This is a genomic window from Serratia sp. (in: enterobacteria), from assembly GCF_051654945.1.
Classification (GTDB): Bacteria; Pseudomonadota; Gammaproteobacteria; order Enterobacterales; family Enterobacteriaceae; genus Chania.
This window is the reverse complement of record NZ_JBOFZA010000028.1, coordinates 69527-94123: the sequence shown is the minus strand read 5'-3', so window position 1 is coordinate 94123 and position 24597 is coordinate 69527. Positions and strand designations below refer to the sequence as shown.

General features: G+C 53.8%; 21 protein-coding genes. 10 read left to right on the top strand and 11 right to left on the bottom strand.

Going from position 1 to position 24597, the window contains the following annotated elements:
• Nucleotides 1-5: 5 nt before the first annotated feature.
• From ACRDCA_RS02780 to fis, 3 genes are all read left to right on the top strand, one after another.
• Complete coding sequence (locus ACRDCA_RS02780) at nucleotides 6-740, top strand: carbonic anhydrase (RefSeq protein WP_438688211.1); 735 nt, start codon at nucleotides 6-8, stop codon at nucleotides 738-740.
• A 340-nt stretch (nucleotides 741-1080) separates the two neighbouring features.
• Complete coding sequence (dusB, locus tag ACRDCA_RS02775) at nucleotides 1081-2085, top strand: tRNA dihydrouridine synthase DusB (protein WP_438688297.1); 1005 nt, start codon at nucleotides 1081-1083, stop codon at nucleotides 2083-2085.
• The gene (gene fis / locus ACRDCA_RS02770) at nucleotides 2067-2363 is read left to right on the top strand and encodes a DNA-binding transcriptional regulator Fis (RefSeq protein WP_000462905.1); all 297 of its coding nucleotides are present in this window, start codon (nucleotides 2067-2069) and stop codon (nucleotides 2361-2363) included. Before dusB ends, fis begins: the two co-directional genes overlap by 19 nt.
• 69 nt (nucleotides 2364-2432) lie before the next feature.
• Here fis and ACRDCA_RS02765 read toward each other — a convergent pair whose 3' ends face one another.
• On the bottom strand, nucleotides 2433-5732 hold the full coding sequence (locus ACRDCA_RS02765; protein ID WP_438688210.1) for an autotransporter outer membrane beta-barrel domain-containing protein: 3300 nt from the start codon (nucleotides 5730-5732) through the stop codon (nucleotides 2433-2435).
• A gap of 560 nt (nucleotides 5733-6292) precedes the next feature.
• Between ACRDCA_RS02765 and lpxP the strand changes: the two genes are divergently transcribed.
• Both lpxP and ACRDCA_RS02755 read left to right on the top strand, forming a co-directional pair.
• On the top strand, nucleotides 6293-7213 hold the full coding sequence (gene lpxP, locus ACRDCA_RS02760; protein WP_438688209.1) for a kdo(2)-lipid IV(A) palmitoleoyltransferase: 921 nt from the start codon (nucleotides 6293-6295) through the stop codon (nucleotides 7211-7213).
• Between the two features lie 123 nt (nucleotides 7214-7336).
• Nucleotides 7337-8029: a CTP synthase C-terminal region-related (seleno)protein gene (locus tag ACRDCA_RS02755; RefSeq protein WP_438688208.1), complete on the top strand. Its 693-nt coding sequence runs from the start codon at nucleotides 7337-7339 to the stop codon at nucleotides 8027-8029.
• A gap of 30 nt (nucleotides 8030-8059) precedes the next feature.
• Here the strand turns inward: ACRDCA_RS02755 and ACRDCA_RS02750 are convergent, their stop codons facing one another.
• Together ACRDCA_RS02750 and ACRDCA_RS02745 are read right to left on the bottom strand one after the other, a co-directional pair.
• Nucleotides 8060-8749: an LrgB family protein gene (locus ACRDCA_RS02750; protein ID WP_438688207.1), complete on the bottom strand. Its 690-nt coding sequence runs from the start codon at nucleotides 8747-8749 to the stop codon at nucleotides 8060-8062.
• Complete coding sequence (locus ACRDCA_RS02745) at nucleotides 8742-9164, bottom strand: CidA/LrgA family protein (protein WP_438688206.1); 423 nt, start codon at nucleotides 9162-9164, stop codon at nucleotides 8742-8744. The genes ACRDCA_RS02750 and ACRDCA_RS02745 overlap by 8 nt, the downstream gene beginning before the upstream one ends.
• A 134-nt stretch (nucleotides 9165-9298) precedes the next feature.
• On the opposite strand from ACRDCA_RS02745, the gene ACRDCA_RS02740 reads away from it, so the two are divergent.
• Together ACRDCA_RS02740 and ACRDCA_RS02735 are read left to right on the top strand one after the other, a co-directional pair.
• Entirely contained in the window at nucleotides 9299-10177 is an 879-nt protein-coding gene (locus ACRDCA_RS02740) for a LysR family transcriptional regulator (RefSeq protein WP_438688205.1), read from the top strand.
• Nucleotides 10178-10452: 275 nt separating this feature from the next.
• The gene (locus ACRDCA_RS02735) at nucleotides 10453-12156 is read left to right on the top strand and encodes a SulP family inorganic anion transporter (RefSeq protein WP_438688204.1); all 1704 of its coding nucleotides are present in this window, start codon (nucleotides 10453-10455) and stop codon (nucleotides 12154-12156) included.
• Between the two features lie 40 nt (nucleotides 12157-12196).
• Here ACRDCA_RS02735 and ACRDCA_RS02730 read toward each other — a convergent pair whose 3' ends face one another.
• The 5 genes from ACRDCA_RS02730 to ACRDCA_RS02710 form a co-directional block, all read right to left on the bottom strand.
• Nucleotides 12197-13846 (bottom strand): Na+/H+ antiporter, encoded by a 1650-nt coding sequence (locus ACRDCA_RS02730; RefSeq protein ID WP_438688203.1) that lies wholly within the window; start codon nucleotides 13844-13846, stop codon nucleotides 12197-12199.
• A gap of 183 nt (nucleotides 13847-14029) precedes the next feature.
• Nucleotides 14030-15391 carry an NCS2 family permease gene (locus ACRDCA_RS02725; RefSeq protein WP_024527991.1) on the bottom strand — a complete coding sequence of 454 codons (1362 nt, stop codon included), beginning with the start codon at nucleotides 15389-15391 and terminating at the stop codon, nucleotides 14030-14032.
• A gap of 387 nt (nucleotides 15392-15778) precedes the next feature.
• Entirely contained in the window at nucleotides 15779-16183 is a 405-nt protein-coding gene (locus ACRDCA_RS02720) for a VOC family protein (protein WP_438688202.1), read from the bottom strand.
• A gap of 45 nt (nucleotides 16184-16228) precedes the next feature.
• Nucleotides 16229-16897 carry a glutathione S-transferase family protein gene (locus ACRDCA_RS02715; protein WP_438688201.1) on the bottom strand — a complete coding sequence of 223 codons (669 nt, stop codon included), beginning with the start codon at nucleotides 16895-16897 and terminating at the stop codon, nucleotides 16229-16231.
• Nucleotides 16894-17349 carry a lipocalin-like domain-containing protein gene (locus ACRDCA_RS02710; RefSeq protein ID WP_438688200.1) on the bottom strand — a complete coding sequence of 152 codons (456 nt, stop codon included), beginning with the start codon at nucleotides 17347-17349 and terminating at the stop codon, nucleotides 16894-16896. The genes ACRDCA_RS02715 and ACRDCA_RS02710 overlap by 4 nt, the downstream gene beginning before the upstream one ends.
• Nucleotides 17350-17541: 192 nt before the next feature.
• Between ACRDCA_RS02710 and bhsA the strand changes: the two genes are divergently transcribed.
• Together bhsA and ACRDCA_RS02700 are read left to right on the top strand one after the other, a co-directional pair.
• A complete protein-coding gene (gene bhsA / locus ACRDCA_RS02705; protein WP_438688199.1) occupies nucleotides 17542-17802 on the top strand; it encodes a multiple stress resistance protein BhsA in 261 nt (86 codons plus the stop codon).
• A 184-nt stretch (nucleotides 17803-17986) separates the two neighbouring features.
• Nucleotides 17987-18736, top strand: coding sequence for a 3-oxoacyl-ACP reductase family protein (locus tag ACRDCA_RS02700; RefSeq protein ID WP_438688198.1), 750 nt, complete (start codon nucleotides 17987-17989; stop codon nucleotides 18734-18736).
• A 69-nt stretch (nucleotides 18737-18805) separates the two neighbouring features.
• Here the strand turns inward: ACRDCA_RS02700 and ACRDCA_RS02695 are convergent, their stop codons facing one another.
• From ACRDCA_RS02695 to ssb1, 3 genes are all read right to left on the bottom strand, one after another.
• Complete coding sequence (locus ACRDCA_RS02695) at nucleotides 18806-19546, bottom strand: hypothetical protein (protein WP_438688197.1); 741 nt, start codon at nucleotides 19544-19546, stop codon at nucleotides 18806-18808.
• Nucleotides 19546-20778, bottom strand: coding sequence for an AAA family ATPase (locus ACRDCA_RS02690; protein WP_438688196.1), 1233 nt, complete (start codon nucleotides 20776-20778; stop codon nucleotides 19546-19548). Before ACRDCA_RS02690 ends, ACRDCA_RS02695 begins: the two co-directional genes overlap by 1 nt.
• A 135-nt stretch (nucleotides 20779-20913) precedes the next feature.
• Nucleotides 20914-21456, bottom strand: a complete 543-nt coding sequence (ssb1, locus tag ACRDCA_RS02685; RefSeq protein WP_025119606.1) for a single-stranded DNA-binding protein SSB1 — start codon at nucleotides 21454-21456, stop codon at nucleotides 20914-20916.
• Nucleotides 21457-21743: 287 nt separating this feature from the next.
• Here ssb1 and uvrA point away from each other — a divergent pair, with 287 nt between their 5' ends.
• Nucleotides 21744-24572 carry an excinuclease ABC subunit UvrA gene (gene uvrA, locus ACRDCA_RS02680; protein WP_438688195.1) on the top strand — a complete coding sequence of 943 codons (2829 nt, stop codon included), beginning with the start codon at nucleotides 21744-21746 and terminating at the stop codon, nucleotides 24570-24572.
• The last annotated feature ends 25 nt before the right edge of the window (nucleotides 24573-24597 follow it).

The window sequence follows — 24597 nt, the reverse complement described above, 5'->3', positions numbered from 1 at the left end:
AGGAAATGAAAGGAAAAATGTTGCTTGCTGCCCTGCTGGCCGCCAGCTTCTCAATCAGTGCCGCAGAACATGCTCATTGGGGTTATGAAGGCCAGGAAGATCCGGCGCATTGGGGCAAGCTATCGCCCGATTTTTCGCTGTGTGAAACCGGTAAAAACCAATCCCCGGTGAATATCCAGGGCGCGCTGAAAACTCAGCACGGCAAGCTTGAACTGGCTTTCAAGCCGGGCAAACAGCAAATCGTCAATAACGGCCACACCATCCAGGTTAACGTCAGCGAAGGCAACACCCTGCGGTTGGATAACGATACCTTCACGCTACAGCAGTTCCACTTCCACGCCCCAAGCGAAAACGAGATCGACGGTAAGCAGTTCCCACTGGAGGCGCATTTTGTCTACAAGGACAAAGAGGGGGCTCTGGCGGTGCTGGCGCTGATGTTCCAGGAAGGTAAAGCCAATCCGCAACTGGCACAGGCCTGGCAGCAAATGCCCGCAGCGGTTGATCAAACCGCGACGCTGAACCAACCGCTAGATATCAAGGCGCTGCTGCCGAAACAGTTTAACTTCTACCGCTTCAGCGGTTCGCTGACCACACCACCCTGCTCTGAAGGGGTCAGTTGGTTGGTGCTGGATAAGCCTGTAAGCGCTTCTGCCGAGCAAATCAGCCAATTCCACTCGGTAGTCCACCATGCCAACAATCGTCCGGTACAGCCGCTGAACGGCCGCGTCATCGTCGATTAATTGCGCAGTGACCACAAGAGGGGTGCGGTAACTCCCAACACCCTTCTTGCCGATTTGTCAAAGTATTAACCTGACAATGTTACAATTTACCTGATGTTACGATCTGTTATTGCCAAGGCGTAAAGATAAAATCCTGCCAATTGTGGAATATTTTAGCGCACTAAAATCAAGCATATCCACCCAACACATTGTTAAATAACCATTATATTTTCACGCTGCATAATGAACCGGACTTTTATTACTCAATAATCATCAATTGGTCAAAGTTTGGCCTTTCATCTGAATGAAAAAATGCGTAATATACGCGCCCTTGCGGACACAGTATGGTCAGTCTTTGTCTATGCGCATTGGACATCACCAGTTAACAAATTGCCTGATTGCGGCCCCGATGGCCGGCATCACAGATCGCCCATTCAGAACCTTATGTCATGCAATGGGTGCTGGGATGGCTGTATCCGAAATGCTCTCCTCCAATCCGGAGGTGTGGCGCACGGATAAGTCACGTCTGCGTATGGTACATAGTGATGAACCCGGGATCCGTTCCGTGCAGATTGCCGGATGTGATCCTGATGATATGGCTGCCGCGGCGCGCATTAATGTGGCCAGCGGTGCACAGATCATCGACATCAATATGGGGTGCCCAGCCAAAAAAGTGAACCGGAAGCTTGCAGGGTCTGCGTTACTGCAGTACCCGGATCTGGTTAAGCAGATCCTCCTCGCGGTAGTTAACGCGGTGGATGTGCCGGTAACACTTAAGATCCGCACCGGCTGGGATCCAGAGAACCGTAACTGTGTAGAAATTGCCCAACTGGCCGAAGATTGTGGTATACAGGCCCTGACGATTCATGGCCGAACCCGTGCCTGCCTGTTCAACGGCAACGCGGAGTACGACAGCATTCGGGCAGTTAAGCAGAATGTTTCCATTCCGATTATCGCGAATGGCGACATTACTGACCCGCATAAAGCCAGAGCAGTGCTCGACTACACTGGGGCTGATGCCCTGATGATAGGCCGTGCTGCTCAGGGGAGACCCTGGATCTTCCGGGAAATCCAGCATTATCTGGACACTGGGGAGCTGCTGCCACCGATGCCACTTGGCGAAGTGAAGCGCTTGTTAATAGAGCATATTCGGGAATTGCACGGCTTTTATGGCCAAGGCAAGGGATTCCGGATTGCTCGAAAGCACGTCTCTTGGTACTTACAGGAGCATGCCCCTAATGACCAGTTTCGGCGCACATTCAACGCCATAGAGGATGCCAGCGAACAGCTGGAGGCGTTGGAGGCATATTTCGAAAATCTTAGCGTAAAAAAAGAGCTGACAGAACTATGTTCGAACAACGCGTAAATTCTGACGTACTGACCGTTTCAACCGTGAACTCACAGGACCAAGTGACTCAAAAGCCTCTGCGTGACTCGGTTAAGCAAGCACTGAAGAACTATTTTGCTCAACTGAATGGTCAAGACGTTAACGATCTGTATGAGCTGGTACTGGCTGAAGTTGAACAGCCACTGTTGGACATGGTGATGCAGTACACCCGTGGCAACCAGACCCGCGCTGCCCTGATGATGGGGATCAACCGCGGTACACTGCGTAAGAAATTGAAAAAATACGGCATGAACTGATAACAATCAGTTAACATGTTGAAAAAAGGCGCTTTTATCTCATTTGATAAGCGCCTTTTTCTTTACCTGTCAGAAACGCCAGACGGCTGACAGATTGCCCGCTACGGAGTCAAAGCCTGGACGAAACAGTTCGCTCTCAACCCCCACTCCCAGCTCCACATCCTTATTGATTTGATAACGAGCCCCGGCCTTTACTCCCATTGCGTCACGCCCGGCCACCTGACTGTTGTTGCTAAAGCTCTGCGTAGGGTAGTTGGCGAAATAGGCCTCTTGCGACACATCGGTATCCAGCAACTCATGATCCCAGGTGAGTTGCAGATCGGCGGCTATCGCAGCGCCTGAAGTGAGTGGCACATCCCAACTGCCGTTTACCCCAATGCTGGAGCGGAGAGAATCAAAGGTGCTCGAGTTTAACGCCAGGCGACTGCCGTCGCTGCCCGTTTCCTTCACGCCTGGGCGATGCAAGGTGGTGTAATTCAAGGCGGCCACCGGCCCAGCACTCAGATGGTCGTTCAATGCCCAACGATAGCCACCACCGGCGGCAACAGACCCAGCCAAGCCGGTCCAACTGGCCTGCTGTTTCGCCTGATAAGCCTCTACACTGATGCTGCGATCCACGCGGCTATCTTCAATACCAAAGCGACCACTGCCGAACAGATACATTCCAGCCTGCCGATCGACGGCGTAACGGGCCTGAATCCCCAGATCGAAAGCCGTGGTTTTACCGGTCGCGTTTTCCGGTGATTTTACCGTTACCGATTGACCACTGACCGCACCGTGGAACCCATACACCCAATTACGCTGCTGCTCGCTCTGCTTTTCGGCACCAAACACGACGCCATAGCTGCTGGCATCATAGCCAACCCGATCGCTTTGCCGTTGCTGCCAGAAACCGCCGCCAAACGGGATGGCAAAACTGTGCCACTCTCCGGCAACCTGCGGTTCTGGCGTCGTGGTGCCGCTAACGATCCGCGTAATCTGTTGTTCACGATTGAGCGAGCTGGCGAACATCGCACTGTAAGCTGCGGGGGAAAGTTGCTGCAAGGCACTGCTCACGCTGCTGCCATCGGCGGCTGAAAAGTCCAACGTTTGATACAATGGTTGGATATCGGTACCCACGAGCGCAACCATGCGATCCAGCGCCTGACCGACCTGCCGCGCGTTGCCGTCCTGAGCATATTGGCTGTAGGCGTTGTCAGCACGCAGCATCGCAAGCTGCCAATGATTCTCTCCTTGCGGTGTTGCCTGCAAGGTCAACGTGGGCGAACTGAGCAAAGCGTTCACCTTACGGAATTCACCGCTGTACGAGGTTGCTTTCAGCATCTCGCCCGAGTCTTGCCGCCAGTCTGGCGCGTACCAGTCTGGCTGCGGTGCCAACGTCAACTGACCGTTGAGTTCAGCATGACCGTTAACCACCAGCGTATCGTGCCCACCGCGCCCATCAACCTCCAACAACAATTGCCCATTCTCTCCCTGTTGATAAAGGCCGGTAATCCCGATTTGCCCTAGCGAATTACCCGGGGCGAGAATACCGTCATTCACCAAGCTACCCGCCGGGTTCAGGGTATAATCGCTGTTGCCTGCCAGCGTAGAACCCGGTGCGATAAACAGGCTGTAAATATAATGCTCACCATTCAGCGACGTGATCCCACCACGAGTGCTTAGCGCCAGGTTGTAGATACCATAAATATTGCTCTGGTAGTCAAACCTGAAATTGGGATCGGGTTGATCGGTTGCCTGCCCTTGCGAATTGGCCATGCGCCCAAAGGTTAACTGGGTAAGGCGCTGATGCCCATCATTATCCAACTGATTATACGCAGCGTAGATATCACCCTCCAGCCGCGCACCGTTCAATATATTAATATTGTTGACCAGCGCGTTTGGCGAGATATAAATAGCCGCGCCTTTACCGGCAACCCGTCCGCTAATGTCGGCGCGATCCACCAACCCTCCCTCCAGCTCAGGTAATAATTTGGCAGAATATTCGCCAACATAGTGTATCCAGGACCCCCGGTAATCTACATCGTTGCCCAGCAGGTTATTACCAAAATCAAAACTAAGGGCCAGACCATTGATGCCTGACGCCTGAATATCACCACGATGAATAAGGTTATGATCCTTGCCATAGGCAAACATCACCGCACGACCATTGACCCCATCCGCATAAATGCGAGTCCCAGGCTCCACGTTCAAAGTGTTGCTTTGCCCGTCGATGCGAACACCAGCCCCACCAGTTCCCTCAGTTAGCAGATCCGCTTGCTGAAAGATGTGGTTATTGCTGCCGTAAACATGCAAGCCAACGCCCAATGTTGCGGTATTATATTGCCCCACTACGTAGCTATTGCCCTGCTCATTACGTAAGAAGTAGCCATGCCGATTAACCAGCGTCTGCCCATCACCGTAGAGCGAAAAACCGAAAAAATTACGCCGATCGATCTGATAATCCATATCCTGCAATAACGCCAACTCAGCTTCCATAAACGTAGTATAGTTGCGGTAATTCTGGTGGCTCATCATGCTGTTTTTCAGCTCGATATGGCTCATATAGTTATCATCAACCGAGCCATCATCAGCCAACATTCTCACCGGAACTCCGGGCATGGCCCCCGCCAGCACTTGATCCACGTTTTTACCTGCGAAATACCCCTTATCGAGGCGTACATCAAAGCCATGCGGATCCCATGGGTTCTTACATCCCTCGCATAATATGACCTGACCGGGCCGGGCTGGGTTTCCATTGTCATCACGCAGGTGCTCGGTCCACGAACCAAAAGGCTGATTGTCAAAAGCCGGGGTGAATGTCTCAGTTCCCTGCTGGTCAGAGGCCATATTGGAAATACCCAACCCGTGAGCTAACTCATGGACAGCAACGCTGACCAGATCTGTCTTGCCAGAGCGGGGTAATTGCGCCGGAACATAGGGAATATTATCAAAATCCAATTTTCCCATGACAAATTGGGCATGAGAGCCAAAGGTTAACTCACCAGTATCAACACCGTTTAGCGCCCCCTGCAATTGCGTAATGCTGGTGACTCCATCGGTTACGGAATCGCTGGAACCTGCTGCGTTAGCCATATCAAACGTGCCCACATTGACGACCGCAGGTAATTGTCCTGGTTTGGGGGTAATAATTTCGGCCCAATAATGCATGGCATCCAGTATTTTTGCTTTCTGCTGCCGATTCAAATCCCAGGTCGACTCATACGGCTGCGTGGCATCGCCCATAAAAGGACCATCACCGACATCAAAGAAACGCACCTGAAATACCGCAGTATTCTTTGGGTTATAGACCAGATAACTTTCTTCGGCGTAGGTACTGTAACCAGGTAATAAACTGGTTAATGCCGCCGTTATAATGAGCCTTTTCATACCAACCATCCTTGAACCAGAAGAGAAATGAGCGATTCTTCCATTATTGTATAGAGAGTCATGAATAAATTGCCTGCAATTTTAATACATATCAATATAAATCCTATCGCTACCAGACCATTAACCCGCCATATGATTAATTAAATTATTTGATGCGGGTCGTGCCGCTAGCCAACCCTTAAAACATGCCCGTTGGGATCTGGCCAATAATGGCGGTCTTTCCCTGTTCTGCTCAGCCTTATGCAAAAATCTGAGCGGCACTGCAGCAATTCCCACCTGGCACGCGGCCAAACCAGGCAGTCAGTCAAATAAGAATCTTCGCATTCCCCCCCGCTCTCACACCCACGTTTTGTGTGGTATCATACCGCTTACGAGAGCCTCCTTCGCTGGCAAGCAGCCGTTGTTCCGAAGCCTGATAGCAGTGCGAACCGCCCTTCGAATGTAAAGGTTTAGTCAATGGCTAAACGATCACCATGACCGGGTGTCTGAGTATTGTATCGCTATCGAGTCGCTTCTTTATGCGCTACAGGTTTCTACCCCATTTCGCATATAGAGTTAATATGAAGCGTCCACAGACTTTCAAACGTGCATTACTGCACCCACGCTACTGGCTGACCTGGTTTGGCCTGGGCGTTCTGTTCCTGCTGGTTCAACTACCCTATCCCGTGCTGCACAAGCTCGGCGGGTGGATGGGCCGCACCTCAATGCGCTTCCTGAAACGCCGCGTGTCAATCACCCGCCGCAATCTTGAACTGTGCTTCCCGGAGATGGATGAAGCCCAGCGTGAACGCAAAATTATCGGTAACTTCGAATCCCTCGGCATGGGCCTGCTGGAAACCGGCATGGCCTGGTTCTGGTCAGATAAGCGCGTGAGACGCTGGTTCAACGTGACCGGTATCAACCACCTGAAACAGGCCCAGCAGGATGGCCGTGGTGTATTGGTGATTGGTGTGCACTTCATGTCGTTGGAACTGGGTGGCAGGGCGATGGGCCTGTGTCAGCCGATGATGGCGATGTATCGCCCGCACAACAACAAAGCTATGGAGTGGGCGCAGACTAAAGGCCGTATGCGCTCCAACAAAGCCATGCTGGATCGCAAAGACCTGCGCGGTATGGTACAAGCCTTAAAACGCGGCGAAGCCGTCTGGTTTGCGCCGGATCAGGATTACGGCCCACGTGGCAGCGTGTTTGCCCCACTGTTTGCCGTCGATCAGGCTGCCACCACCAGCGGTACCTTTATGCTGGCCCGCATGGCCAAACCGGCATTGGTGCCTGTTGTGTTGATCCGCCGCCCGAAAGGCTGTGGTTACGATCTGCTGATCCAGCCGGCACTGGAGGGCTACCCACTCGACGATGAGGTCGCCGCAGCCGCCTACATGAACAAAGTGGTAGAGAAAGAAATCATGCGCGCCCCAGAACAGTATCTGTGGCTGCATCGCCGCTTCAAAACGCGCCCGGCCGGTTCGCCGTCACTGTATTAAACTCACTTTCTTGGGGTGCCAGCTCTGGTGACCCCACGCATTTCGTGCTCTGCCCAGAAAAACTCACAGATCAAAATTTAACTCTGCTGTAACATCCTTTTTTACCCGCACAGGAAAATGGAAATGTTGAAAACGCAGGTTCGTCTTGCTCTGGTCGGCGATTACCGCAGCGAAGCCGTTGCCCACCAAGCCATCCCCGTCGCTCTGCAACTCACCGCCTCACACCTGGATATTGATATCCAATCTCAGTGGCTTCCCACAGAAACCTTGACCGATATCTCTGCCCTACAGAGCTACGATGCTATCTGGGTAGTACCTGGCAGCCCCTATCGCAATGATGACGGCGTCTTTATGACCATCCGCCATGCCCGCGAGCAGAACATCCCCTTCCTGGGATCCTGCGGTGGGTTTCAATATGCCGTGGTGGAATATGCTCGTAATGTGATGGGTTGGCACGATGCTGGTCACGCGGAGACCGATAACGGTGGCCGCCTGGTGATCGCTCCGTTGAGTTGTTCACTGGTCGAGAAAACCGGCAACATCCTGTTCCAGCCGAACACCATGATCGCCCGTGCCTATGGCAAGTTGGAAACTCATGAGGGCTACCACTGCAACTTTGGGGTGAATCCTGAATTTGTCGCCGATCTGGAACAGCATCCGCTGATTATCAGCGGGCATGATACTGAAGGGGATGTCCGTTCGGTGGAGCTGCCGGGGCACCGTTTTTACGCCGCCACTCTGTTCCAATCCGAACGTGCGGCGTTACGTGGTGAGCTTTCTCCGCTGATTGTGGCCCTGATCCAAGCTGCTCGCTGAGTATTTCTGGGGGCTAATTCCTGCCCCCAATTACCACATCAAACGGCCAATCAAGGGTGCACCGATCACCGTGATAATCCCTGCCAGCATCATCACCAGGCTGGACACCACGCCTTCCTGTTGGCCAATCTCGTAGGCTCTGGCCGTTCCGGCTCCGTGCGAAGAAGCCCCAAATCCCGCCCCTTTCGCCAAACCACTACGCACCGACAGGCGCAGGAACAGAATATCGCCCACCGCCATGCCAAACACGCCGGTGATCACCACAAACAGTGCCACCAAGTCCGGCTGGCCGCCCATCTGCTTGGCCGCTTCCAACGCGAACGGCGTCGTGATGGAACGCACCGCCAAGCTGCGCTGCACTTCATCCGGCAGCGTCAGCCAACGAGCCAGCCACACCGAACTGTAAACGGCGACCACCACTGCGGTGAGCACCCCGGCGCTAAGGGATAGCCAATGACGGCGGATAATATGCAGGTTTTCATATACCGGCACGGCGAAGGCGATAGTTGCCGGGCCAAGCAGCCATAGCAGCCAGTGCGTTTCACCGATATAGCTCTGATACGAGATATGCGTCACCACCAGCAGCAATACCAACACCATCGGCGTCAGCACCAACGGCATCAACAACAGGCTACGGCGGCGGCGATAAAGCCTTTTATTGGCAAAATAAAGCACCAGCGTCACCACCAAGCAGGTCACGCTGAGGATAAGGTCATTCATGATGCGTTTTCCGCCGTTGCAGCCAAATCTCAAACCGGTAAACACGATCTACCACCAGCCCGGTCACGCCCAGCGTCAACATGGTACTGATGGCAATCACCAGAAAAATCTTCCAGCCTTCCACCATCAGCAACTGGGCATAGTTCACCACCGCCACCACCGCTGGCACAAAAAACAGCAGCATTTCAGCCAGCAGCCAGCGTGACCCGGCCTTCACCCAGTTGAGCGGTAAAATACGCAACAGGATCAGCGCCAACAGCAGCAACATACCGACGATGTTCGCGGGTAACGGCAGATGAAATTGTTGCACCAGCCGATCGGCCAGCAGGAATAACAAGGCATACAGCACCACCTGGATCGGCACCTGTAGGCGGGTCAGAACAGCAGGCGCGGCACGGCGTAACGCCAGAGACATGGAAATAACCTCGGAAATAATCACGGCTCACAGTATACGCAGCCGGGAAACCCTGCCTGAAATGAATTAAAATCATCAATATCATGCCGTATGGGAATACTTTCCCGGCGGTATCGCCATCAGGAGAGTCCAACGTGGATGTCCGCACCCTGCGTTACTTTGTGGAAGTGGTTCGTCAGCAAAGCTTCACCCGCGCGGCCGAGAAGCTGTTTGTCACCCAACCCACCATCAGCAAGATGCTGCGCCATCTGGAAGACGAGCTGGAGTGTACGCTGCTGGTGCGCGAAGGACGCAAGCTACACCTCACCGACAGCGGGCAGGCGGTCTATCAACGCGGTCTGGCCATTTTGGACGAGTTCCGCCAGTTGGAAGCCGAACTGGAAGATATCAGCTCGGTGAAAAAGGGTGTGCTGCGGCTGGGTATTCCCCCCATGGTGGGCAGACAGATCGCCGGTTTGATCCGCCAGTTCCGTCAGACCTATCCAGGGATCGAGCTGAGGATTTCCGAGCTGGGTGGCCAGTCGGTTGAGCAGGCGGTGTTAACCGGGGAGCTGGATCTGGCAATGACGATACTGCCCGCCGTCTCTGACCAGCCGTTGACCTTTTTACCCTTGTTAAGCCATCCGATGTGTGTGGTAGTGCCAAAATCTCCGCACTGGCTCAATCGAACCAGCATTGCTATCAGTGAGTTAGCCGAATGGCCAATCCTGATATATAACGAAGATTTCACGCTATACAAAATGCTGATGGCGGCCTTTCAGCAGGCAGGTTTCGAACCCAAGATTGCCGTACGCAGCGGCCAGTGGGACTTTTTGGCGGCGATGGTGCAGGCCGGAGTCGGTATTGCTACTTTACCGGAGCCGGTCTGCCAATGGTTGGATAAAGAAAGCCTGCTTTGGCTACCGTTAGAACCACGGATGGAGTGGCAGGTAGGGCTGATCTGGCGTCAGGGCAACTATCTTTCCCACAGCGCCCAGGCCTGGATTGCCTGCTGCCGCGAGTATTGGCCGTAGCCAGCCCCTCACCCCAACCCTCTCCCAAAATATAAACCGAGGACGTTTTTAATACTCGTTGCAGGGAGAGGGGGTTAGTCCTGAGCCACAGTCAGGTACTGGAATTAATCTGTAGCACTTTCACTCCCTTTTCCCCATTCTTCGGCTGCCAAATTCAGGTCACAATCGCCTGCTATACTTCGGCTAATACGCGCTAAAATTCACCACAACCGCTGAATTACTCTTCCGGCTAACGAAAGAGACAGCATGCCCATGACTAAGCCGGATGGAAGAATATGCCGCGGAAATCCCTCCAGAGTATCGCTCCTGGCCTGATGAATCTGCTCGCTTACGAGCGCAGTTGGCTGAAACCTGATATCCGCGCTGGCCTCTCGGTGGCGGCAGTGGCATTACCGGTGGCGATTGCCTATGCCGAGTTGGCGGGCGTGAGCGCCATTGTCGGGCTGTATTCCTGCATTCTGCCGATGATCGCCTACGCCATTTTTGGCTCATCGCGGCAGTTGATCGTCGGGCCCGATGCGGCAACCTGTGCGGTGATCGCCGCCGTGGTCACGCCGCTAGCGGCTGGCCATACCGAACTGCATTGGCAATTGACCATCGTGATGACGCTGATGATGGGAACCTGGTGCCTGATTGCCAGCCGCTTCAAGCTCGGGGCGATTGCGGACCTGCTGTCACGCCCCATCCTGAATGGCTTGCTTAACGGCGTGGCGCTGACAATTATCGTCAACCAGATCAGTAAGGTGTTTGGCTATCCCTCGCCCTCCAGCGAATTGATTGAACGCATTTACGCGCTGCCGACCAATTTACTCAACAGCCACTGGCCGACGATGGCTATCTCGCTGATGACGTTGCTGATCCTGCTCGGCGTCCACTACGCCCGGCCTAACTGGCCCGCACCGCTATTCGCCGTGGTGTTGACGACGGCGTTGACCTGGGCAGCGAATTTACCGCACTTTGGCATTGAGACGGTCGGCGGCTATACCGGCGGCAGTTTGCCGATGGTGACATGGCCGGATTTTAAACCGGGACTGCTGCGCGATCTGGTGATCCCGGCGCTCAACCTGGCGGTCGTCAGCTTCGTCAGTATGATGCTGACCACCCGCAGCTTTGCGGCCAAAAATGGTTATGAGGTGGACGCCGACAGCGAGTTTCGCGCACTGGGGCTGGTCAATATCGTCTCCGGGCTTTCACAGGGATTTGCCATCAGCGGTGCCAACTCCCGTACCGCCGTTAATGATGCCAACGGGGGCAAGAGCCAGCTGGTTTCGATCATTGCCGCATTGGCGATCGCGGTAGTGGTCGCGTTTTTTAGCGAGCCTTTGCAGTTTATTCCCATCGCAGTTCTCGGCGTGGTGCTGATTTACGCCTCTTGGTCGTTGCTGGATATGCGCAGCATTTTCCGGCTGCGTAAGCGCAATCGTTCCGCGTTCTATCTGGCACTGTTTACCTTCTTGAGCGTGCTGCTGGTAGGGATCATTCCCGGTATCGGGCTGGCAGTGCTGCTGGGCCTGTTGCAGTTTCTACAAACGGTTTTCCGGCCTACCGAACAGCTACTCGGCGTCAACGCCGACGGTATGATCCATTCGATAGGTAAGAGCAACGAGATAAAGCCGGTCGACGGCGTGATTATGTACCGCTTCAATTCGCCGTTGACCTACTTTAACGTGGCCTATTTCAAGCGGCGGATCGCCAGCCTGGTGGATGGCTCGCCCCTCCAGCCACGTTGGGTGGTGATTGATGCGGTGGCCAGCTTTACCCACGCGGATATCAGCGTGCTGGCCGCTATCGAGGAATTGAAGCGGGATCTGCAACAGCGGGGAATAAGCCTGGTGCTGGCAGGCCGGCGTACTGAACTGACACGCTGGTTTCGCGTCGATCGCGCCAGCGGTAAAGATCGCAGCCTGATCCTGGTGCCTGACCTGTATCTGGCATTGAAGCTGATTCAGAGTAAAGAGAGCAAGGCGGAAGCCTCGTAAGAATAACAAAAGGGCCGCTGAGCGGCCCTTAAGGAGAGGGTCAGCCTTCTCGCTCAACCAGCAAGGCTTCCAGCAGGTCGAGATCGTGCAGCAGTTTTTGCAGCGTCTCGTTGCTGATTTTCTGCGTGGCACGCAGGTGATAAAGCTCACCACGCTCCGCCCGCAACGCGGTTAACCGGAAACGCCGCTCAAGGTTTTCCAGCGCCAAGGCGTTTTCGATATCATCTTTGCTGGCTATGCGCCGTCGCAGCATACCGATCACCCGGGAGCTCACCTCTTTCAGCACCTGCGGATCGAAGTTTTCCTCGGTGTCTGCCACCAGCCGTTCTTCCATCTTGTTGATGCTTTCGATCGCCACTTCGGCCGCCATGGCAATCGCCATGCGCTCTTCGGTCTTGCTGACGCTCTTGTCCGCCACATGCACACCGCGTAGCAATAACGGCAAGGCCAGTACGCCAACAATCAACGACAGCAAGATCACGCCGGTGGCGATGAACACCAGTTGGTAACGCGCCGGGAAGGCGGTGCCGTCGCTGAGTAACAGCGGGATGGAGAGCACACCAGCCAGGGTAATCGCCCCACGCACGCCAGCGAAAGAAGCAACCCACAGCTCACGCATGCTGTACTCGCCAAATTGCAGTGGGCGTTTTTTCATAAAGCGATTACTGGCCTTTTTCATCAGCCACAACCAGCTGAAACGCAGCACCAGCAGTGCGGCGTAGATAATCGCCACGTCGGTGAACAGGTACCAGGTCTCGATAGTCGGATCCAGTTCAGCCTGCAAAATCGAGGTTTCCAGGATCCCCGGCAATTGCAGCCCCAACAGGATGAACACCATACCGTTGAACACAAATTCCAGCATCGCCCAGACGCTGTTGGCACGCAAACGCATGGCCAGCGGGGCATTACGGATCACACCGGACTGGCTGATGGTCATCCCCGCCGCAACGGCAGCCAGGATGCCAGACACGCCGATATGTTCGGCAATCAGGTAAGAGGCAAAAGGTAACAGCAGCAACAATACAATCTGCGTGGCCGGATCGTCCCCGCTCCAACGGCTCATTACGCGCAGTGATTTACTGTATGTCCAGGTCACCGCTACGCCGGCGAGCAGACCACCGATCGCCACCTTCAGGAACTCCATGGAGGCACCACCGACGGTAAATACCATGGTGCCCATCGCTACCGCGATGGCAAACTTCAACGATACCAGGCCGGAAGCGTCATTCATCAACGCCTCACCTTCCAGCACGCCCATGATACTTCTGGGGATGCGCCCTTTGCCGACAATGCCGCCCAGTGCCACCGCATCCGTCGGTGACAGCACCGCCGCCAGCGCAAACGCAGCAACCAACGGAATACCCGGCACCATCAGGTAAATGAGATAACCCACTCCGACCACGGTGATCAACACCAGCACCAATGCCAGCCCCAGGATTTCACGCCCGTGGTGGAGGAATTCGCGTGTCGGTGTCTTCCAACCGTCAGCAAACAGCAGCGGCGGAATAAACAGCACTAAAAACAGCTCGGGGTCAAAATCAACGTGCAGCCCGAAATTCGGCCAGGCCAGCAGGGCCCCAATGGCTATCTGCATTAAAGGTAGCGGGATCTGGAACGGCAACATGCGCGTTACCACCCCAGACAGGGAGACCACCAGGATCAAAATGAGGATTGTAAAAAAGATTTCCATGCTTTCCTTAGACTCTTAAGTTCAGATCACCAAGCGTGCGGGTAAATGTATCCGAATAGTAGATCACTTTTTTTAGTACGGATAAAGCTTGTTGTGCCTTTAAAAACACATCGCAGAAAATAAGGAGAATAGTCCTAAGGAGTTAAACAACGGAGCCGAAGGGCGGCCCCGTTGAAAGGAAGCTTAAATTGCCCAGCCACCCGCATAAAACGCAACCAGAGCCACGGCGATCAACACGGTACCGATGTTCAGCCTGCGCCATTCACCAGAGAACACGCGGCCAATCACCAGCGAGCTGAAGCCCAGCATGATGCCAGTCACGATATTACAGGTCAGCACGATAAACACCGCACACAGCAAACCGGCCATGGCATCAACAAAGTCGTCGAAGTCCAGCTTGGTGACGTTGCTCAGCATCAGCAGGCCAACATACATCAGCGCCGGAGCGGTAGCATACACTGGCACCAGATAAGACAATGGCGACAGGAACAGGATCAGCAGGAACAACAACCCAACTACAGTAGCCGTCAGGCCGGTTTTGCCGCCCGCCGCCGTACCCGCAGCAGATTCGATATAAACCGCCGCTGGTGCTGCCCCAACCAGCCCGGAGAAGATGCTGCTCAGTGAGTCAGAGGTCAGCGCTTTGCCACCGTTAATAATCTGACCATCTTTATCCAACAGGTTAGCCTGCCCGGCAACCGCACGGATGGTACCCGTGGCATCGAACACCGCCGTCATCACCAATGCCAACACGCTTGGCAGCACGACCGGTTGTAAAGCCCCCATGATATCCAGGCTGAAGATCAGCGATTTACCGTCTGGCCCCGCCAGGCTAGGCATGGCGAACAGCCCTTGGTATTTCACCGCCGGGTCGAAAATCAGGCCGATAACCGAAATGGCAATAATGACCAGCAAGATCCCACCAGGCACGCGCAGTTTTTCCAGACCGAAGATCACCGCCAGCCCGATTAACGTCATCACCACCGGGAATGAAGTAAATGCCCCCAGCGCCACCGGCAAGCCATCCAGCGGGTTTTTCACCACCAGGCCGACACCGTTAGCCGCAATCAGCAGCAGGAACAGACCGATACCAATACCGGTACCATGCGCGACCCCCATCGGCAGGTTACGCAAGATCCAGGAGCGAATGCCGGTAATCGAGATGATGGTAAACAGGATCCCCATCAGGAATACCGCACCCAGCGCCACGGGAATGCTGATGTGCTGGCCCAGTACCAGACTGAAGGCGGTAAATGCGGTCAGTGAAATGGCGCAGCCAATCGCCATCGGCAGGTTGGCCCACAGCCCCATCAGCAACGAACCCAAACCGGCAACCAGGCAGGTGGCAACAAATACTGCAGTCGGTGGGAAACCGGCCTTACCCAGCATGCTGGGAACCACGATCACCGAGTAGACCATCGCCAGGAAGGTGGTTAACCCTGCCACCACTTCCTGACGCACGTTGGTACCCCGTGCTGTAAGTTTAAAATACGCATCAAGCCCGCCTTTGGGTGTTACGGCGTTATTTGCTTGAGAATTCGACATGTTGCTGTCCCCTGTTTTTCATTGCCAGCCTGGATGAAAAGGCTTGTTATCCCACTGATGCATGGTCATTACGAAACCGTTTCCGTCACGTTCGCTTCCTTACCCTTCAGGAACGCGGCAAAAAGACGCCGTGTAACAGGCAAACGTTTAACTCTCATCGCATGCAGCGGGTGATTTATGGTGGTCTTGCCCTCGAAAACCCCAAACGTTACTAGGCAGGGTTTTTAAGGCAAACGATTATCTAGCCTTCTATGCCGTCGGATCAACTAAAGATCGCGACATTTTATGCAAAAGTGCATTGGGGAGCGTCAGGGTTGCAACTGTGAGGTTTATCACATTACAGCTTGGGAAGAAGAATGCCCCGATGATCTGGGGCAGAAAAGATTATCACGCCTGCAGTGCATGCTCGTCCATGTACATCAGTTCCCAGATATGACCATCCAAATCCTGGAAGCCATGGCCATACATATTGCAGTGATCCTGTGGCTGATTATAAGTGTTCCCCCCGGCGGCAATGGCTTTACGCACCAATGCATCCACGGCAGCACGGCTGGGTTGCGATAGGCAAATCAGTACCTCCGTCGCTTTGTTGGCATCGCTGACGGGGTTGGGGGTAAACAGTTGGAATTTCTCGTGGGTCAGCAACATCACGTAAATGCTGTCACTCACGACCATGCAGGCGGCGGTGTCATCGGTAAACTGCGGATTGAAGATAAACCCCAGTTGGCGAAAAAACTCGATAGAAGCGGGCAAATTGCCAACGGGCAGGTTAATAAAAATTTGCGTAGCCATGGGCTACCTCCTATGAAAGTGACCCTATCGAGTATAGTTCATGCCTCAACCCACTATGTTAAACGGCCCACCCTGTTCCAGCGCACGTTGATAGGCAGGGCGTGCATGAATACGTTGCAGATAGTCTTGCAGTTTCGGGCAACCTTCCAGCCCACCCCGGCCTGCCAGTGCTTCCACCGGGAAGCTCATCTGGATATCCGCCGCGCTGAATTCGTTGCCTACAAACCAGGTGCTTTTATTCAGGTGCTGCTCAAGATAGTCGCGATGCGTCGCTATCTGTTTATCCAGATATTCCCTCTGCACGCCTTTACCTATCGCCCCGGCAATCGGACGCATGACCCACGGGATCGGTGGATGCCCCAAACGACTGAACACCAGTTTCATCACCATTAACGGCATCAACGATCCTTCTGCATAGTGCAGCCAATAGCGATACTCCTGGCGAGCGTGGAAATCAGTAGGTGTAAATAACCCTTGTGCGTCATAGGCTTCTTGCAGGTACTCGATAATGGCTCCCGATTCTGCCAGCGTCAGATCGCCATCAACCACGATCGGTGATTTCCCTAATGGATGGATTTTTTTCAATTCGGGCGGAGCCAGCATGGTGGTCTTGTCGCGTTGATAGCGCACCACCTGATAGGGAACGCCCAATTCTTCCAGGAACCACAAGATGCGCTGTGAACGCGAGTTATTCAGATGATGCACGATAATCATGCTTTTTCTCCCTCGGCGGCCTGAAGCCGTTGCCATACCAACTCGCCAATCTGCACGCTGTTGCCTAACTGCAACGGTACGGTGCGTAATGTCAGCATATCGTCGGTGAAACTGTAGAAACGGATCTGCTGGCTACCCAGCCAGTTGGGAAACGAACACCCCTCGACCTGATGAATGACACAGTGTTTATCTTCATCAATCCGGTAGCGGCCAAAGTAGCAAAGCATGTTAACAAAGGCGGTGCGGATCTCCCGATCGCTGCCCTGCGCCAAATCCTCCGAGGCAAACCTTGGCCGCGTTGCGCTATAGAGCTGCGCCGCCATGGTGCCGTTGGTTTCGTAGTTGATCCGCCCCAACACTTGCTCACCCAAAGGATGATGTATCGCACCATCCTCCCCTTTAAATACGGAAGAAACCAGCGCCCAGCTGCCAATAAACGGATTCGTTGTCATCACACCCACTCCCTAACAGCCCTGGTTAAAAGGTAGTTGTGAATTCAACGATCGCCAACCCTACGCTTATTTCAGTTTATTTGAAGTAGATACTCAAAACTCTCCGATTTTCTAATCCGGAGCCGTGGCCTATCATTTAACACATCGAGAGACAACGGCCTCTCACCTAACAAAATCTCTGAGGAATCAACCATGAAAAGCATCAAAATTTTTGCTACCGCTGTACTGTTAACTTCCGCTTCTTTCGCCAGCATTGCCGCTGACCAGGTCACCAGCCAAGCAAGCGCCGACTCACAAAAAATCGGTGTGGTTTCAGTCAGCGGTGCCAGCAACCTGAGCGCCCTGGAAGCCGAACTGGCCAGCAAAGCCGCCGCATCCGGTGCCAACTCTTATCGCATCGTTTCAGCCGGTGGTCAGAACAAACTGTACGGCACGGCAGAAATCTTCAACTAATCGCCAGATTACGAGCCCCGCAAGGGGCTTTTCGCGTTTTGACCGGTAGTAAAACCAAACTGCTCTATAATTTACCAGCCAACCGGCACTTTCCAGACAGAGCCATGCTCTGGCAATCCCTAGTCCGTTATTTCCCGACACTGCTTTTTCTACTCATAACCTTCACGACTTTTGGAGATATATCATGTCGATAACTCAGCTTCTGTCAGGTCGAGTGGCTTTTGTCCAAGGTGGTTCACGCGGTATCGGTGCTGCCATCGTTAAACGTCTGGCACGTGAAGGCGCCATCGTCGCTTTTACCTATGTTTCCTCCCCCGATAGAGCCGATGAAGTGGTCGAGGCCATTACCGCGGCGGGAGGTCAAGCTATCGCCATTCAGGCAGACAGCGCCGACGCAGAGGCTTTGCAACAGGCGGTACGTCAGACGGTAAACAGCTTTGGCAAGCTGGACATTCTGGTGAATAACGCGGGCGTGCTGGCAATGGGTCAGTTGGAGGAGTTGTCATTGGCGGATCTGGATCGCACGCTGGCCATTAACGTGCGCAGCGTATTCATTGCCAGCCAGGAGGCCGCACGCCACATGAACGACAACGGCCGCATTATCAACATCGGCAGCACCAACGCTGAACGCATGCCGTTTGCCGGCGGGGCGATCTACGCCATGAGCAAGTCGGCGCTGGTCGGCTTAACCAAAGGCATGGCTCGCGATCTGGGCTCACGTGGCATTACTGTCAATAACGTTCAGCCTGGCCCGGTGGATACCGATATGAACCCGGCAGATGGCGACTTTGCCGAACTGATGAAGACCATGCTGCCCATTGGCCGCTATGGCAAGGATGAAGAGATTGCCAGCTTTGTGGCTTATCTGGCGGGGCCAGAAGCGGGATATATCACCGGTGCCAGCCTGACGATTGACGGCGGCTTCTCGGCGTAAACAAACGTTGTACAACATCGATACGTGATCACGGCGTATCGATGTTTTAAATCGCCACGACTCAATCAACTAAATCGCAGCCAGTGCACTTTGCATGGCACTTTTGAAACTCTGATAACTTGGCATTTGCGCTGCGACAGCAACCGAATCAAAACCGTTATCTTGCAACCAATTAAGCTGCTCTTGTGTTGACGATTGCCCATGCATTGCATCAGTTAACCGTGCTTTCGCCGAATTTGGGGCATCATCATTACCGGATAAGCTTTCTAACGCTGCGCAATGTTGATAGTTGTTTTTGATAGCGCAAAGCATCCAGGATTCAGACTTCGGTTTGGGTATCATTGGGACTCCACGCACACCCAGCTCTGAACGATCAAAACCGGATTTCATCGAGTCCCATTTAGACTGCCAGAGGCCCCGCGCAGCAGAACGAGAACCATCACAATCACGAAACATAACGGCAATAGCACGATCCTGGCATCGCTCCTCAATCCTTAATGCTTCTTCCCCTAGCATCCAGGCATTGATGGAAAAATACCCCATCTCCTGCTCCTTTTTTTTGCCTACTAACGATACTTGGCGGCGCTGATTTTTACGCTGAACCTCCAACTCCTTTAGCCGGACTTCACTAATGTACACATAACTTTGAGGAGCAGAATCTAACACCGAGTAATGATAAACGGACTCGATTTCCTTATCTATTAGCATAGCCATTGGTCCGAAAACAAATTCAGGTATCTGACAGATACCTTGCATATTGCTGCATTGCCCCAAATCGGACGCTCCCTCGCCACTTAAAACAACTATCATCAGGCCCCCATAGATTTAGCTATTTTCCCACTGTTAGATTTTTCTACTGCTTTCTGTATATCCAAAGAAACACACTCATCACTTAGCTCTTGCAGATTAGTATCGACAAAAGCTTCCCCGGGCCCCATGTAACTGAGCTTGTCGTTAATACGGGGGATATCAAAGAATCGACGAACCTGAGAGTGCCCTTCAGGAGATTTATAAACGAATTGAACCGCCTTACGAGCGATATCATCCTCAAGATAATTCAAAATCATTGGGCTATGCGTTGTGACAATGACCTGCATTGGGCTTTGCACCAATGTGTCGACCAGCTTCTCAATAATTTCGGGATTAATGCCGTTCTCAACTTCATCCAATAACAATAGGCTGGAACTTTGTGATGCAGCTTGCGCCAAAATAGCCAGGATGCGCAGCAGACCATCATTAAGCTGGCTGGCCTCCGTTTCAAAAGTTGTTTCCTTTCCGGGAAATAGTCCATCTGTCATATTATAAGATTCGGATACAGCAAGGCGCTTCCATCCTCCTTTTACCGTGGCTACTCGAAAATTTTGCAGCCGCGGGTAAAATTTTTGCAACAGGCTTAACAGCCGTTCTTTTTCTGCCGCGTTTAATTGGCCAAGAAAACCGGAAAGCTTTTCACCCCCCGCACCAATATCTTTATCTTGGGTGCGGGAACGCTTGCGCAGCAAATGCGGTGACAGTAGTTCCAAAGAGCGAATATTTCTGATCGCATCCCGAAACTCACGCACGGATGCAGGTAACACACTGTCTTTGAGTTGGGATAGCACAGAACCCTGGTACTCGAAAGGAATAGGAAACTGTTGGTCTGGCAATTTACATTTGCCGTCTATAACTTCCAGAACCGTTTCCTGACTATCTTTATCTCCCAACAAAATAAACTCACGAGTCAACCGCATCGAGGTTCGATTAAAATTCCCTCCCCAAATTAACCCACTGCCATCTTGAAGACGATAATGCACCGCCAGAGAGATCCCTTGATGGGCTGCGCGTAGACCGCCAGTTCGAGAGTAGAGATCTTTGCTTGTCCAGCCACGGGAATCAAGCCAGCTATACAAGAAACCGTGCATCTGTTGGGAAATGAAATCCAAAGCTTGTAGTAACGTGCTTTTACCCGCACCATTCATACCCACAAAGCAGTTGAACTGGCCGAGTTCAATCTTCACATCAACTAGTGACTTAAAATTTTTTATCGTTATTTTTTCAATCACCCCAACCTCCGTAGTGCCTGACAACATATAACCAACAAAATACCCGACTCACTGCCCCTTGGCCTCAAAAAAACAAAACCCAGTCAAAGGATTGGCTGGGTTTCATCTTAGCAAACAGCTTTAAGCAGCCAGATATCAGAACGGAATATCGTCGTCAAAGTCCATTGGCGGTTCATTGCTGGTTGCTGGTGCGCTGTTTTGCGCTGGGCGAGCCTGCTGCTGCTGGCCACCGCTGAACTGGTTGCCGCCCTGTGGCTGCTGAGGTTGACCCCAACCGCCCTGCTGGCCACCCGCTGGAGCGCCGCCGCCTGCTGGTGCACCACCGCCCTGGCGGCCACCCAACATCTGCATGGTGCCACCCACGTTGACCACGATTTCGGTGGTGTATTTTTCTACGCCAGCCTGATCGGTCCATTTACGGGTCTGCAATGCGCCCTCAATGTAAACCTGGGAACCTTTACGCAGGTATTCACCCGCCACTTCTGCCAGCTTGCCGAACAGCACCACGCGGTGCCATTCCGTTTTTTCTTTCTGCTCGCCAGTAGCCTTGTCACGCCAGCTTTCGGAGGTCGCCAGGGTAATGTTGGCAACTGCGCCGCCATTAGGCATGTAACGGACCTCTGGGTCTTGGCCCAGGTTCCCGACCAAAATTACTTTGTTTACGCCTCTGCTGGCCATGTTCGATCTCCCGATGAGTCATTAAAGTGGATTCAGACCACATTTTGGATAGTCTAAACCACAAATTGTAGCATGCCACCTGCTTAGATTATACCTGCGAAGTGCCTTCCAAAAATGTCTCGGCAATCGACCTTGTTGCATTCGTATACTGGATATTCATTCAGGTTTTTTTGTGCCATAATTATGCGTTTCGTACTGGCCGAGCCGTTTTTTTGCGCAATAGATCACATAATCGCCCACAAAAGAACGCAGACAGGCGCGGTGTATCATCAAGACGGGAAGTGTAAATGGACAATATCGAAGTTCGTGGTGCTCGAACCCACAATCTGAAAAACATCAACCTGATTATCCCGCGCGACAAGCTGATCGTCGTCACCGGCCTGTCGGGTTCAGGCAAGTCCTCACTGGCTTTTGATACACTGTATGCCGAAGGGCAGCGGCGCTACGTCGAGTCGCTCTCTGCCTACGCTCGCCAGTTTCTTTCACTGATGGAAAAACCGGACGTCGACCATATCGAAGGTCTGTCACCGGCAATCTCCATCGAGCAGAAATCGACTTCGCATAACCCGCGCTCTACGGTCGGGACCATCACCGAGATCCACGATTACCTGCGTCTGCTGTTTGCCCGCGTCGGCGAACCGCGCTGCCCGGATCACCACGTTCCATTGGCGGCACAAACCGTCAGCCAGATGGTGGATAACGTGCTCAACCAGCCGGAAGGCAAGCGCCTGATGCTGCTGGCACCGGTGGTCAAAGATCGTAAAGGTGAACACACCAAGACGTTGGAAAACCTGGCAACCCAGGGCTATATCCGCGCACGCATCGACGGTGAAGTGTGCGATCTGTCCGATCCACCAAAACTGGAACTACAAAAGAAGCACACCATTGAAGTGGTGGTGGATCGTTTCAAAGTGCGTGACGATCTGGCACAACGCCTGGCCGAGTCGTTTGAAACCGCATTGGAACTGTCCGGCGGTACCGCCGTCGTCGCCGATATGGACGACGAAAAAGCCGATGAGCTGCTGTTCTCCGCCAACTTTGCCTGCCCGATCTGTGGCTACAGCATGCGCGAACTGGAGCCTCGCCTGTTCTCGTTCAACAACCCGGCCGGTGCTTGCCCAACCTGTGATGGCTTGGGCGTGCAGCAGTTCTTCGACCCTGAGCGTGTCGTGCAAAATCCGGAGCTTTCCCTGGCCGGTGGCGCTATCCGTGGTTGGGATCGCCGCAACTTCTATTATTTCCAGATGCTGCGCTCGCTGGCGGAACACTATGGCTTTGATGTGGAAGCGCCATTCAGCAGCCTGGACGCCAACGTGCAGAAGGCAGTGCTGAGCGGTTCGGGCAAAGAGTCGATCGAATTCAAATACATCAATGACCGCGGTGACACCACCGTGCGCCGCCATCCGTTTGAAGGCGTGCTGCATAATATGGAGCGCCGCTACAAAGAAACCGAATCCAGTGCGGTACGCGAAGAGCTGGCCAAATTTATCAGCAACCGCCCTTGCGCATCATGCAAAGGAACCCGCCTGCGTGAAGAAGCCCGTAACGTATTCGTGGAAGATACGACGCTGCCGGAAATCTCCGAGCTGAGCATCGGCCATGCCATGACCTTCTTCCAGAATATGAAGCTGAGCGGTCAACGTGCCCAAATCGCCGAGAAAGTGTTGAAAGAGATTGGCGATCGGCTGAAATTTCTGGTTAACGTCGGGCTGAACTATCTCTCCCTGTCACGCTCTGCGGAAACGCTGTCCGGTGGTGAAGCCCAGCGTATCCGCCTGGCCAGCCAGATCGGTGCCGGGCTGGTCGGCGTGATGTACGTGCTGGATGAGCCTTCCATTGGCCTGCACCAGCGCGATAACGAACGCCTGCTGGAAACCCTGATCCATCTGCGTAACCTGGGTAATACGGTGATCGTGGTAGAACACGACGAAGACGCGATCCGCGCGGCTGACCACGTGATCGATATCGGCCCGGGTGCTGGTGTCCACGGCGGTCAGGTAGTAGCGGAAGGAACCGTTGAAGACATCATGGCACAGCCAGATTCTCTGACCGGCCAGTTCCTTAGCGGTAAGCGTTCTATCGCCCTTCCGGCCGAACGCGTGCCTGCGGATCCCACCAAGGTGCTGAAACTCAGCGGCGCGCGCGGCAACAACCTGAAAGACGTGACGCTCACGCTGCCCGTTGGGCTGTTTACCTGCGTGACCGGGGTTTCCGGCTCCGGTAAATCAACGCTAATCAACGATACGCTGTTCCCGATCGCCCAACGCCAGCTCAACGGTGCGACCATTGCCGAACCGGCCCCTTACCGTGAAGTCACCGGCATGGAGCATTTCGACAAGGTGATCGATATCGATCAAAGCCCGATTGGCCGTACACCACGTTCAAACCCGGCCACCTATACCGGGATCTTCACCCCGGTGCGTGAACTGTTTGCCGGGGTGCCTGAATCCCGTACCCGTGGCTATACGCCGGGCCGCTTCAGCTTTAACGTGAAGGGTGGCCGCTGCGAGGCCTGCCAAGGCGACGGCGTGATCAAGGTAGAGATGCACTTCCTGCCGGATATCTACGTACCTTGCGATCAGTGCAGAGGCAAACGCTATAACCGCGAAACGCTGGAAGTGAAGTACAAGGGCAAAAGCATCCACGAAGTGCTGGAAATGACCATTGAAGAAGCCCGTGATTTCTTCGATGCCGTACCAGCCTTGGCACGCAAGCTGCAAACGCTGATGGAGGTAGGGCTTTCCTATATCCGTCTGGGGCAGTCGGCAACCACCCTTTCCGGCGGTGAAGCACAACGTGTGAAACTGGCGCGTGAGCTCTCGAAACGCGGTACCGGCCAAACGCTGTATATCCTTGATGAGCCAACCACCGGCCTGCACTTCGCCGATATCCAACAGTTGCTGGCAGTGCTGCATCAGTTACGCGATCAGGGCAACACCATCGTGGTGATTGAACACAACCTGGATGTCATCAAGACGGCGGACTGGATCGTCGATCTGGGGCCGGAAGGCGGCAGCGGCGGCGGTGAGATCCTGGTATCTGGCACGCCAGAGACCGTGGCGAACTGCAAAGAGTCCCATACCGCGCGGTTCCTCAAGCCAATGCTGGCCAGATAATCCCCAATTCAGCGGGCCGGTTCAC